This is a genomic window from Candidatus Margulisiibacteriota bacterium, from assembly GCA_041661965.1.
Lineage (GTDB): Bacteria > Margulisbacteria > WOR-1 > O2-12-FULL-45-9 > XYB2-FULL-48-7 > XYB2-FULL-45-9.
In genome coordinates, this window is sequence record JBAZTH010000001.1 from 266,428 (window position 1) to 279,157 (window position 12,730).

The following is a 12,730-nucleotide window of genomic DNA, read 5'->3' on the forward strand; positions in this document are numbered from 1 at the left end:
AAGCAGAAATAGAAGGGAGTATGTTATGGGAGAACTAATAACTAAAGAGAATTTTGAGAAGTTACAGCAGAAACTGGACGAGCTGAAAAAACGCCGGGTCAAGATCTCGAAAACGATCGGCGAAGCCCGCGAACACGGCGATCTCCGCGAAAATTCCGCTTATCATGCTGCCAAGGACGAGCAGGGGCTCAACGAAATGCGGATCCGAGAACTCGAAGCCCGGGTCGCCAACGTGACCGTCGTTGATAAGAACGACCTGCCGAAAGGGGATGGCGTCACCTTGGGTTCGACCGTCAAGGTCAAAGCGCTCGATAACGGAAGCGAATTCGAATTTACCCTAGTTTCCGATATGGAAGCCGATCCGCTGGAGAGCAAAATATCGACCGATTCCCCGCTCGGCGGGGCGGTTTTTAACCACAAGATCGGCGACGAGGTCGAGGTTGAACTGCCGCGCGGCCAAGTCACCTACAAGATCATCGAGGTTCAATAATTTGTTAAGATCCGAGCTTAATGTCGCTTTTGTTGGTAATTATTCCCCGCGTATTTGCGGGATTGCTACTTTTACGACCGATCTTTGCGAGGCGACCGCTAAACTTCTTTCTCCCCGCTCAAATGTCTTTGCGCTTGCCGTCAACGACACCGAGCGGGGGTATTCTTATCCGCGCCGGGTGGAATTTACCCTGCAAAGAAACCAGCAGAGCGATTATTACGAAGCGGCAAATTTTATCAATGCCAGTAATGCCGATGTGGCCTGCGTTCAGCATGAATACGGGATTTATGGGGGCTGGGATGGGATCTATATCCTTTCACTGATCTCCAGCTTGAGCGTGCCGGTGGTTGTGGTCCTGCACACGGTGCTTAAAAATCCCACACCCAACCAGAAAAAGATCGTCCAGGAGATGGCCCAGCGGGCCAATCAGCTGGTGGTGATGAGCGAGCTGGCCGTGACCTTGTTGCAGGAAGTTTATGCTGTCCCGGCCGATAAGATCAGGCTGCTCTATCACGGGACTCCCGATTTTACCTCGCTGGATAATGGCCACTACAAAAAACGGTTTCAGGTGGAAGGGAAGCAGACGCTCTTGACCTTTGGCTTGCTTAGCCCAAATAAGGGGATTGAAACGGTCATTAAATCGTTGCCCGCCATTGTCAAAGAATTTCCCAAGCTGATCTATGTGGTTTTGGGAAAAACCCATCCTAATGTCATCAAGGAATACGGCGAAAAATATCGGGCCGGCCTGGTCGCGCTGGTCGATGAGCTGGGATTGGCAGAGCAGGTGATTTTTGAGGACCGCTTTGTCAGTCTGGAAGAGCTCTACGCCTGGTTGATGGCGGCGGATATCTATATTACTCCCTATTTGAATGAGGCGCAGATCGTCAGCGGGACCCTGTCTTACGCGATCGGGGCGGGGAATGCTATTATTTCCACTCCTTACTGGTATGCGAAAGAAATGCTGGCTGAAGGCCGGGGACGGCTGATTGATTTTGCCGACTCCGACGCTTTGGCCGGTACATTGCGCGAGCTTTTGTCGGACAAAGCCAAATTAAAGCAGCTGCGCGCCAAGACTTATGAATTTGGCCGACAGATGCGCTGGAGCAAAGTCGCGGAAAAGTACCTGGAAATGTTCCGGCAGACAAAAACGATCGCGACCAGGACTTTGGCGCTGAAAACTCCCGCGCTCCTGCGCGAGCCGATGTTTGACCTGGCGCACTTAAAGCGGTTGACCGACGACACCGGTCTGATCCAGCACGCCAAATATATTGTTCCCGATCGGCATACCGGTTATTGCCTGGACGACAACTCCCGGGCGCTGATGTTATGCGCCTGGGCGTTTTTTCTGGTGCAGAGCGACGAGGCCAAGGCGCTGATCTCCACTTATTTCAGCTTTACCCATTTTATGCAGAACCCTGACGGGAGCTTCCGGAATTTTATCGATTACCAGCGTCACTTTCTGGATGAGACCGGCTCGGACGATGCTTGCGGCCGGGCGCTCTGGGCGCTTGGCTATCTTATCTGGCGGCCGCCGCGTAACGCCTATCGCTCCCTGGCCTGCGAATGTTTCCGCAAAGCTTTGCCCCAGGTGCGCAAGTTAAACCTGCGCGGGAAGGCCTTGGCGATGCTCGGTTTGGCTTCTTATTTGCGCTGCTATCAGGGGGATGAAAGCGCCGCCGCCTTGTTGCGCGAATGCGCCGACCATCTTTTAGCTTTATATCAAGAGGTGGCGACCGATGATTGGCGCTGGTTTGAAAATATCCTTTGTTATGACAACGGGATCCTGCCGATGGCTCTCTTTCAGTCTTATTCCATTCTTCGCGATGAGAAATATTTGAAGGTTGCCAGGGAAACGCTGGGATTTTTAGAGAAAACCACCAGCCAAAACGGGCGGCTTTCTATTGTCGGAAGCCGTGGCTGGTATAAAAGAGGCGGGGAGAAAGCCCAGTATGACCAGCAGCCGATCGATGCCACGGCGATGGTTCTGGCATATCAGTCCGCCTACCGGGTGACCCGGGAGAAAGAATATCTTAAGAAGATGCGCTGGGCGTTCGGTTGGTTTCTCGGCGAGAACGACATGGGGATGTCTTTGTACGATCACGAGACCAAAGGCTGTGCCGACGGCCTGTTGCCGGAAGGGGTCAGTTTGAACCAGGGCGGGGAGAGCACCGTTTCTTTCCTGATGGCGCTTTTGGCGATGATCGAAGAGTATGAGATCGAAGGGGCTTAGCCCTTTTTCAACAGTTTTTCGAGCAGTTCGTTGACCGGAATGCTGGCCACGTGCGATTCCGAGTCGGAAATAGCGTAAGGGATGATCAGTTCGCCGTTGAGGATTATCGCGCCGCAACTGTAGACGACGTTCGGCACGTAACCGGCGCGTTCTTCTTCCCGCGGCGCCAGCAGCGGCTCGGCCAGCCGCCCGATCACTTTTGCCGGGTCTTTCAGGTTGAGCAGCGAAACTCCGATGCAGTATTTGCGCATCGGCCCCACGCCGTGGGTCAGCAGGAGCCACCCTTTTTTGGTTTCGAGCGGCGAGCCGCAGTTGCCGATCTGGACCAGTTCCCAGCTATTGGCCGGCTCTTCTATTTTAACCCCGTCGAACCAAAAATGAATATTATCGGAATAGCTTAGGTAGAGGCTTTCCCCGTCGATCCGGGTGATCATGGCGTAGCGGCCGTTGATCTTGCGGGGGAAAAGGGCCATCCCCTTATTGCGCGCCATCGGTCCGTTCAGGGTGGAGATCTTGAAATGGTGGAAATCTTTTGTCTCGATCAGTTGCGGCAGTATTTCCCGGCCGTTATAAGCGGTATAGGTTGCGTAGTAGGTGACACTGCCGTCGTCGTCGACAAAACGGACAAAGCGGGCGTCTTCCACCCCGTTGCTTTCGTTCTGCGAGATGGGGAAAATGACCCGTTCCGAGATCAGCTGGCCTTGCGGGAAAAAGATCTCATAGTTTGATTCGGCCAGCCACCGGATGTGGACAATTGTGTCGTCCAGGTCGGCCGGCGTAAAAAGATTGCCGTCGCGCACAACGCCGATCGCCTGGTCCAGGTCGGCGGGCGTAAAACTGGCCGGCAGGCGCTGGTCGATCGCCTTGGCCGCTTCGCTAAAGTAGCCCAGCTCCTCGAGTTTGGCCTTGAACAGTTCCCGGTCGTAGGTCGCGTTCAAAACGATCTCGGGGGTGCCCAAAAAAGGGCTGATCGGCTCCAAAAAGATCGAGTTGTCCTGGTCGATTATGGCGCTGCGAAAAACGATCGACGAAATGTGTCCCTCGCCGGTCGCGCGAAAGCTGAAAATAACGCGGGTCTGTCCCTTCTTCATCTGGTTTTGCTTGGGATAGATAACGACCGAGGGGTTGAAGAGGGCGGCCGATTCGATGGAATATTCCATGGTAAAACAGGCGCCGAGCAAAAGGCGTCTCTCTTCCGACAGCGCTGCCGGATCCGGGGCGTATTTGACGATCCGCTGGTAATTGTTTTTCAAGACGGGGAGAATATCCTTGTGGCGATGCGCGAAATCCTGAAGCGTTTGCTTTAAGACGATTTTGACTCTTGTCTCATCCAGCGCCAAAATCCGGTTGACGATATTGGCGATATGGGACTCGCTGGCGGGGCGGAAAGGGCGGGTAATGATCCGGCGCTGGTCCGGGCGGATATTCTTCAAGGTTTTATTAGTGATCCGCTTGAACAAGCGTGAAATAACGACCGGGTCATGGAGGGCGGGTTTGCCCAGGTGCTTGTTGGCGATCAAAACCTCGGTGTTTCTCCCGAAAGGTGTTTTTTGTTTAGCCACGATGCCTAATCCTAATCTTTATGCGACAAAAAAGCAATGAGATTGATCTCGCCGCTTCCAGGGTCATCGAAGTGCGATTGCCGGTTGATTTTTCCCGTCCGATATAGTAATCTCCACCTGTCCGCTCCGCCAGAAAAGCGGCCGCAAGGGCGGGGAACAACAATTACTTTTACGATTCCGAAATAAAGAGGAGGGTTTTTAATGAAAAACAGGTTCTTGGTCGGATCGATTGTCGTTCTAGCATTGGCTTTTGAGGTTTTTAGTATTCCTAATTTGCTTTCATTTGAAGGCCGGTTGACCGATACTGCCGGCACCCCGGTAACCGCTTCAACCACCGTGCAAATATCGATTTATGATTCTTTGTCGGGCGGAAGTCTGATCTGGGGACCAGAGAGCCATACTGTAACCCCGGACAACCAGGGAGTATTCAGTGTTTTACTTGGAGAAACTACGGCCTTAGCCGCAACTGTTTTTGACAGTTCCTCAAGATACGCGCAAATCGTTGTCGGCAGTGAGATTTTAAGTCCCAGGGTCAGGATCGTTTCGGTTGGTTATGCTTATAAAGCCGCATCCGCGCAAGGGGTCGAGGCCGGCTCGATTTCCAGAAGCAGTGTCGCTACCGGCCAGTTCGTTAAGCAAATCGTTGCCGGCTCCGGGATCGGCGTTTCCGGCGATGAGGGGAGCGGGACCGGGGTCGTGACTTTAACGGCAACCGGGACCGGCGGGGGAACCGTCACTTCGGTTAACAGCGGAACCGGTTTAACCGGCGGGCCGATAACAGAGACGGGGACAATCTCTCTGGCAATCCCGGTTGTTGAAATTAACGGCGGCACCAGCCAATCGACCTACACGACCGGCGATATTCTTTATTCTTCGGCCTCCAACACGCTTTCCAAATTGCCGATCGGCTCCGCCGGACAAATCCTGAAGGTGAGCGGCGGGATCCCTTCGTGGGGAGCGGCCGGCGGGACCGGCACGGTGACGGAGGTCAATACCGGAACCGGTCTGACCGGCGGGCCGATAACCGGGATAGGGACAATTTCCGTTGACTCTTCCGTTGTGACTTTGACCGGGGTTCAGACGCTGACCAACAAGACCTTCACCGATACACTAACAACATTCCAAAACAATGCCGACAACACTAAAAAAGTAGCGCTTGACGCGTCGGGGGTTACGACCGCGCAAACCAGGAGCTGGACCGTCGGCTCCGGTATCCCGCAGAATATTCAGGTCTTTACGTCAGGCGGAACCTGGGTAAAACCGGCGGGAGTGTCGGTTGTTTATGTGGAGATTTGGGGGGGGGGCGGCGGCGCCAGGAACGCTTCAAATAACCAATCCGGCGGCGGCGGTGGTGGTGGTGGATATTGCGCGGGATTGGTTTCCGTTTCGGGCAACGTGACGGTAACGGTCGGCTCCGGCGGCGCAAACGGCAATCCGGCTTCTGCCGGCGGCGCCAGCAGTTTCGCGGGCGATATCACGCTGACCGCTAATGGCGGCTCGGACGGCTCTACCCTTGGCGGCGCCGGAGGGACCGCTACCGGCGGAACCATTAATCTTACGGGCGCCACCGGGGTGAGCGGTAAAAATTCCGATGGAGCTGGCGGCGGCGGTGGTGGCGGCAGTCCGAGAGGAGGAAGCGGCGGTGCGGGTGGGGTAGGGGCAAATGCGGCTAATCCCAGCGTGAATGGAGGAGAAGGCACCCAGCCCGGCGGTGGTGGCGGCGGTGGAAGCGAAAATGGTGGAACTGGCGGAAATGGCGGGGCCGGACTGGTTATTGTAAGTTATTAAAGAAATATGGCAAAGTTAGCGATATTAATTATTCTTATACTGATTGGAGGGACCGCGCAGGGGGCAAGCTCCAGCGCGAATTATAGGTTGACCGCCGAAGTATTTGATTCCGGCGGATCCGTGGCAGGATCGTCATCATACGCTTTGCGGGGGAAAATTCGTGAAAGGGCGCTGCCCGTCAATATTGGGACTTCTTTTGCATTTAACGGAGGTTTTTTAAGGAGCGTTTATTTTTCCGCGCCGACCCCCCCCGCGCTGGCGCCGATCGTAATCTCAATTGCCCCGTCCAGTGGACTAAACAGCGGTCCGGTCAATATAACCGGCCTGGTCGGCGCCAATTTCCGATCGGGAGCGGCGGTTAAATTATCAAAGAGCGGGGAGTCCGACATAAATGCCGTTAATGTCGTAGTCGTGAATTCCGGGCAGATCACCTGCTCGTTTGATATTGCCGGCGCCGCCGCCGGCTTATGGAACGTATCCGTGATAAATCCTGACGGCGGATCAGGCTCGCTCCCTTCGGCGTTCACGATCGGTTTCCCCGCGCCGACCGTTGCTTCCATAACCCCTGCCCGCGGGACCAATGACGGGGTCGTTGAGATCATCGATCTGGCCGGCGGGAACTTCCGTTCAGGGGCGACGGTCAGCTTGTCGAAAGCGGGTCAAAGCGCGATCGCGGGTGAAAATGTCGTCGTTATTTCTTCCGCGAAGATAAACTGCCGGTTCAATCTTGCGGGAAAGGAGATCGGTATTTGGGACCTCTCCGTTACCAACGACGACGGTCAATTTGCCTCATTGCCTCTCGGGTTTAAAGTGGAAGCCGCGTCGATCGGCGTGGTCGGCACGGTCGTCAGTACCTCCAATCCTTTCAATCCCGCCGCCGGCCCGACCACTTTGAAGTATACTTTAACTAAAGACGCGGATATTACTTTGTATATTTACAATATCAGGGGCGAGCGGGTTTGGCAGCGGTTTTTTTCAGCCGGCACGGCTGGCGGCCAGGTCGGCGTCAACGAGATCAACTGGGACGGACTGACCGACTTTAAGAGCCTGGTCAGTTTCGGTGTTTACATTCTGGACGTGACTACGAAGGAGGATGGCAAGATCAAGGGGTTGAGCCGGACGAAAATTGCCATAGTTAAATGAAAAAAACAATTGTTTTATTGGCCATCTTATTTGTCGGCGGTCAATTTTCCCAGGCCGCGGTGATCGGCACCACGGACGATGCCTTGACCATCGGCGGCGGAGCCAGACCGATCGGGATGGGCCGCGCTTTTACCGCGATCGTTGACGATGCCGATGCTCCTTTCATCAATCCGGCCGGTTTGGCCGGTATCAAAGGGCCGCAGGCGATGTCGATGTACACTAACTTATTGGGGGAGGTTTATTATCAAGAGTTCAGCGGCGCGGTCCCGACGCCGAACGGCACTGTGGGGCTCGGTTATATTACGACCGGCGTGAACAATATTCCGACGACGCCGATCCCGACTGATTATTACGATTCGCTTTTTCTGGTTTCTTACTCGGTTCCCATCGCCAGGTTCTTTGATTACGGCAAAAATGTTTTTATCGGACTGAATTATAAAATATTCAACCGGGGATATACCGGCGGGATCGGCCAGTTCGCGACCGGGACCAGCGCCGATGCCGGACTGCTTGTGATCGTCAATCCCAATCTTTCCTTGGGGCTGTGCCGGCAGAATATTTTGCCGGTTTCGATGGGCGGGGTGCTCCGTTTGGACGGCGGCGCCGAAGAGGCCCTGGCCGGAATAACCAAAGCGGGCGTCGCGATCAAACCAATCCCCCAGCCGAAGCTGACAGTGGCGGTGGATGTCGATCTGCCGGCCCAAAGCGCCAGGCCTTTAACCTCGCATCTTGGCCTGGAATGGAAAGAGAATAATTATCTGATGCTTCGGGCCGGGATCGATCAAAGCGTCGATCCGGGGACCGCGACCCAGACGAGCTGGAACCCATCCTTCGGCACTTCGTTGACCGTCGGAAATTTCCGTGTTGACTATGCCTATCACCAATACTATAATGACCCCGGCTTGGCGACAACCTACGTATCGATGTCATATACCGGCGAACCATGGTTCGCCCTTAAGGGGAGGGCCGAATAATTGAGGTGTAACCGGTCGATTTTTATTGCGCTTATTTTTTGCCTGCTTATTTTTGGGGTCAGCGCCCAAGTTTCAACGTCGGTCGACCAAAAAGTTTATCTCCCGGGCGATTTTGTCCATGTGATTGTCGACGCGCCGGTCGATACGACCCAGATTTCAGCCGTTATGCCCGATGGGACCATCGTCAATCTGATCCAGGGACGGCGGGCCAATCTTTGGCGCGGCATTTGGCAGGTCCCGGTCGATTTCGGGAAGGGGACTTACCGGGCAAAATTAAGCGCCGTCGATGTCAGGGGGAATATTTTTGACGGCGAAACCAATCCCTTCGCCATCGGAGAATTAGCGGTAATTGCCATCACCAGAAGAGTGACCCCGGAGATCGTTGAAAGACCGCCGCTGCGTGAAAAGATCGAGGTCAAAACCCAGCCGGCCGCCAAACAGCCCGGCGTGGAAGAGATCGTCAGTCGAATATTGAAGGTTATCCCGATTGTCTCCGCCGAGCCGGCCCCCTCGCTGGAAAAAGAACAAAAAAAACAATTGATCGCAAAGAACCTGGGAACAGGCCGAGAATTGTTCGATCAGGGAAAATATCTTGAAGCCTCGGCGTATTTTAAGATCGTTCTTTATCTTGATCCCAAAAACGGCGAAGCGAACTTATATTTATTGCAAACAAAAGAATTCATGAAAACGCAGCAAACCGGCGCCGCCAGATTTTATATTTTGCTGGCTGTTATCGTTTCGATCGGCGGCGCGCTGATCGCTGCTATTGTTTACTATTTCGGGCGCATGTTGTGGTGCCGTTTTCCCCGTTGGGCCGCCAAGCCGGCCGCGCCGGCCGCGGTTTCGGATCAAGAAACGATCCCTCTTTCGTTCGGCAAGCTCGGCTGGACAAAAAATCCGTTTACGCCCGGCGCTTCCAGTCAAATGTTTAATGAAAACAATGCCCTGGCCAGGCCGGGGTTGATTGGGTTTATCAAGGCTCGAATTGAAGAAGCCGGAGGAAAAGGGCTTACTCCTTTTACCGATTCGGCGTTGGATAAGATATTTGAGCTCTCCAAAGGAAGGCCGAAAGAAGCGTTGAAGATTTGCGAATGGACGGTTGACCTGGCGATCCGGCGGAATAGCGGGCAGGTCACGGCCGAATCGGTCAAAGAATATGAAAAGATCGGCTTGAAAAGGATCTTGATCGCCGATGACGATGAGATAGTGCGGATCAGCCTTGACGCGATTTTGAGATCGGGCGGCGGTTATGAGACCGACTTTGCCGTTGACGGCGAAGAAGCCGTAAAAAAGATAAAAAGCAGCCTTTACGGACTGGTTTTGCTGGATATCGACATGCCGAAAATGAACGGCTATGAAGTCTTGGAGCAGATCAGGCCAATATTGCCGACCTTGCCGGTCATTTTTGTTACGGGCAAAGGGACCCCGGCCCGAACGCTGGAAAGCCTTACAAAACAAAACCTGACCGGCTATATTGAAAAGCCTTTTACCCCGGAAAAAATACTCGATATTATTGCCAGGAATTTAAAAACCTAAAAGTGTTTTTTCAGCCTTTGCCGGTTTCGTTGATTTGTCGCCGCGGACGAATCAAGGGGAGGACGAAATGAGAAAAAAAATTATTATTTTATTGGTTTTGGCGATTACCGGCCAGGCTTCCTGGGCGATACATACCGCGGTCCTGGGCGGGGTGCGCGGCGGCGCGGCCTTTGGCCTGCAGCTGGAAGAAAATTTAACGAGGAACTTAAAATACCGCCTGGGGCTTGAGGCGACTACCGGCAATAATCCGCTGATCTTTTTTGGCGGCGGTAAAATCGGCCTGACCGAGATCGACCGTATGCCGCTTTCTCTAAGTTTGGGCTTGGTGGCCTATGCCGGGCAAAATTCCAGCCTGGGAGCGGCCGTTGCGCTTGTGCTGGATAGGGTTTTCTCGGTTGATCCTTTATTTATTGAAGTCGGGAGCGATGTTGGGGGGGAGGCCAGGTTGGTGGCTCAAATCGGCTACCGGATCCTGACGCCGCGTACCGAGAGCCTTCATTAACCACCAGACTATTTTAACAACAGGGGTGAAAGCAATGGAAAAGATCAGTTTCTCTATCTCCGGGATGACGTGTGCGTCCTGCGTCAGCGCGATCGAGAACGGATTAAGAAGCTTTAAAGGGGTTGTTTCCGCGAATGTTAACTACGCTTCCGAAAAAGCCTGGGTGGAATATGATCCGGCGGTAACGGACATCGCGGCGATTGAAAAAGTTATTGCGGCGACCGGTTACTCGGTTATAAAACCAAGCGCGGCGGCGGCGCCGGCGTCCGCAGGGAAAATCCTCCTGAAAGTGGTTGGGATGGACAATCCGCACTGTGTGGGAACGATTGGCGGGGCGGTGGGCAGTTTGCCGGGTATCTTATCAAAAGATTTGCGGGTAAATGAAAAAGCCGTTATTCAGTATGACCCGGCCAAGGTTTCTGTCCAACAGATAAAAGCGGTCATTACGGAGGCCGGCTATATCCCGATCGAAGAGGCGGACGTTACGGAAGATGTCGAGAAGCAAGCGCGGGAAAAAGAGATCAGAAATGTTTGGACCCGCTTTCTCGGCTCCCTGATCTTAAGCCTCCCCTTGTTTTACTACATGCTGATGGTTGCGGGCTTCCCAATGCCGGAATTCTTTATGAAGAACGGTCCCGCGATCGAACTTTTACTGACCACCCCGATCATGTTTTTTGGCAGCCTATTTTTCACGCGGGGCATTCTCTCCCTGGTAAAAACCAGGACCGCCAATATGGATACGCTGGTGGCAATCGGCGTCGGAGCGGCCTATCTCTACAGCTTATATGTCACAGTCGCGATCTGGCTGGGGAATAGCGCTTTCGGCGTCGCCGACCTTTATTACGAAGTGGCCGGCATACTGATCACCTTTATTCTGTTGGGCAAATACCTTGAAGCAGTGGCCAAAGGGAGAACTTCCGAAGCGATCAAAAAGTTGATCGGTTTGCAGGCCAAGACCGCCCTGGTAATCAGGGCCGGAAAAGAGGTCGAGATCAGGATCGAAGAGGTCCAGGTCGGCGACATAATTGTGGTCAAGCCAGGTGGGAAGATCCCTGTTGACGGAACGGTGACCGACGGCCATTCGAGTGTCGATGAGTCGATGGTGACGGGAGAAAGCCTCCCGGTCGAAAAAAAGGCCGGCGATAAAGTTGTCGGGGCGACGATCAACAAAACCGGCTCCTTCAAGTTCAAGGCCGAGAAGATCGGGAAAGACACTTTCCTGGCCCAGGTAATAAAATTTGTCGAAGAAGCACAGGGGAGCAAGGCTCCGATCGAAGAGCTGGCCGACCGAATTTCCGCTTATTTTGTCCCGACGGTTGTTTTGATCGGCGCGGCTTCTTTTATTGTTTGGCTTTTGGCGGGGTTGGGGTTTGCCTTTGCCTTGACTACCTTTATTACCGTTCTGATAATCGCCTGTCCCTGCGCTCTTGGCCTGGCCACCCCGACGGCTGTCATGGTCGCTACCGGTCTGGGTGCGGAGCACGGCATCCTGATAAAAAATGCGGCCGCTCTGCAGAAAGCGGGTGGGTTAAAATGCGTCGTTTTTGACAAAACGGGAACCTTAACTAAGGGTGAGCCGGAAGTGACGGACACGGTGCTTGCCGGCGGGGGGACCGAAAAGGAGATACTTTTTTACGCCGGTGTTGCTGAAAAGAAGTCGGAACATCCGTTGGCGGAAGCGATCCTGAAAAAAGCAAAAGAAAAGGGGGTCGAACTCCCCGATCCGCAAAAATTCAGTTCAATCTCCGGCAAAGGGGTTGAGATAACGCTTAATAACGAGATCATTTTACTCGGCAATCGCAAGCTTTTGACCGATAAGAATATCGCGGTCGCCGACCTTGAGCCTAAAATACAGGAACTGGAATCCCAAGGGAAAACAGTAATGATCGTCGCTAAAAACAATTCGGTCGTCGGCCTGATCGCTGTCGCGGATACCCTGAAGGAGCATTCAAAGGCGGCGGTCAAAGAATTGCGTCGGAGCGGCATTGAGGTCGTGATGATGACCGGCGACAATAAAAGAACGGGTGAAGCGATCGCCAGGCAGGTGGGTATCGATAGGGTTTTGGCCGAGGTCCTGCCTCAAGATAAAGCGGAGAATATAAAAAAATTGCAGGCCGAAGGCAAGAAGGTGGCAATGGTCGGCGACGGCATTAATGACGCTCCCGCGCTCGCGCAGGCCGATATTGGGATCGCTCTTGGATCGGGGACTGATGTCGCCATCGAAACGGGGGAGATCGTGCTGGTGAAAGAAGACCTGCGCGATGTGGTCATGGCGATTGACTTAAGCGCCTATTCAATGAAAAAGATCAGGCAGAACCTTTTCTGGGCGTTCATTTATAACGTGCTGGGCTTACCCATCGCGGCCGGGATCTTGTATCCTTTTACCGGTTTTCTTTTGAATCCGATAATCGCCGGCGCGGCCATGGCCTTCAGCTCGGTTTCAGTGGTGACAAACTCGCTTTTGATGCGGCGGTTTAAACCGAGGATCAATTAAAAGAAGCTGCG

Annotated in this window: 9 protein-coding genes; 8 read left to right on the forward strand and 1 reads right to left on the reverse strand. The window is 53.7% G+C overall.

What is annotated here, in order from left to right; translation table 11 throughout:
* The first annotated feature begins 25 nt into the window (after positions 1 to 25).
* The gene (greA, locus tag WC772_01215) at positions 26 to 490 is read left to right on the forward strand and encodes a transcription elongation factor GreA (GenBank protein ID MFA6169376.1); all 465 of its coding nucleotides are present in this window, start codon (positions 26 to 28) and stop codon (positions 488 to 490) included.
* Between the two features lies 1 nt (position 491).
* Positions 492 to 2,720 carry a glycosyltransferase gene (locus WC772_01220; GenBank protein ID MFA6169377.1) on the forward strand — a complete coding sequence of 743 codons (2,229 nt, stop codon included), beginning with the start codon at positions 492 to 494 and terminating at the stop codon, positions 2,718 to 2,720.
* Here the strand turns inward: WC772_01220 and WC772_01225 are convergent.
* Positions 2,717 to 4,282, reverse strand: coding sequence for a glycoside hydrolase family 130 protein (locus WC772_01225; protein ID MFA6169378.1), 1,566 nt, complete (start codon positions 4,280 to 4,282; stop codon positions 2,717 to 2,719). The two genes, WC772_01220 and WC772_01225, sit on opposite strands and share 4 nt — an antisense overlap.
* 201 nt (positions 4,283 to 4,483) lie before the next feature.
* Here WC772_01225 and WC772_01230 point away from each other — a divergent pair, with 201 nt between their 5' ends.
* The 6 genes from WC772_01230 to WC772_01255 all read left to right on the forward strand — a co-directional run bounded on the left by WC772_01230 (position 4,484) and on the right by WC772_01255 (position 12,719).
* A complete protein-coding gene (locus WC772_01230) occupies positions 4,484 to 6,070 on the forward strand; it encodes a hypothetical protein (protein ID MFA6169379.1) in 1,587 nt (528 codons plus the stop codon).
* Between the two features lie 6 nt (positions 6,071 to 6,076).
* Positions 6,077 to 7,213 (forward strand): hypothetical protein, encoded by a 1,137-nt coding sequence (locus WC772_01235; protein ID MFA6169380.1) that lies wholly within the window; start codon positions 6,077 to 6,079, stop codon positions 7,211 to 7,213.
* Positions 7,210 to 8,187: a hypothetical protein gene (locus WC772_01240; protein MFA6169381.1), complete on the forward strand. Its 978-nt coding sequence runs from the start codon at positions 7,210 to 7,212 to the stop codon at positions 8,185 to 8,187. Before WC772_01235 ends, WC772_01240 begins: the two co-directional genes overlap by 4 nt.
* On the forward strand, positions 8,188 to 9,723 hold the full coding sequence (locus WC772_01245) for a response regulator (protein MFA6169382.1): 1,536 nt from the start codon (positions 8,188 to 8,190) through the stop codon (positions 9,721 to 9,723).
* A 67-nt stretch (positions 9,724 to 9,790) separates the two neighbouring features.
* Positions 9,791 to 10,225, forward strand: a complete 435-nt coding sequence (locus WC772_01250; GenBank protein ID MFA6169383.1) for a hypothetical protein — start codon at positions 9,791 to 9,793, stop codon at positions 10,223 to 10,225.
* A 34-nt stretch (positions 10,226 to 10,259) separates the two neighbouring features.
* Positions 10,260 to 12,719 carry a copper-translocating P-type ATPase gene (locus WC772_01255; GenBank protein MFA6169384.1) on the forward strand — a complete coding sequence of 820 codons (2,460 nt, stop codon included), beginning with the start codon at positions 10,260 to 10,262 and terminating at the stop codon, positions 12,717 to 12,719.
* Positions 12,720 to 12,730 lie beyond the last annotated feature (11 nt).

Bases quoted from the DNA above. Each gene is read 5' to 3' on its own strand.
- greA (MFA6169376.1), top strand. From the start codon at position 26: ATGGGAGAACTAATAACTAAAGAGAATTTTGAGAAGTTACAGCAGAAA.
- WC772_01240 (MFA6169381.1), top strand. From the start codon at position 7,210: ATGAAAAAAACAATTGTTTTATTGGCCATCTTATTTGTCGGCGGTCAA.
- WC772_01250 (MFA6169383.1), top strand. From the start codon at position 9,791: ATGAGAAAAAAAATTATTATTTTATTGGTTTTGGCGATTACCGGCCAG.
- WC772_01230 (MFA6169379.1), top strand. From the start codon at position 4,484: ATGAAAAACAGGTTCTTGGTCGGATCGATTGTCGTTCTAGCATTGGCT.
- WC772_01255 (MFA6169384.1), top strand. From the start codon at position 10,260: ATGGAAAAGATCAGTTTCTCTATCTCCGGGATGACGTGTGCGTCCTGC.
- WC772_01235 (MFA6169380.1), top strand. From the start codon at position 6,077: ATGGCAAAGTTAGCGATATTAATTATTCTTATACTGATTGGAGGGACC.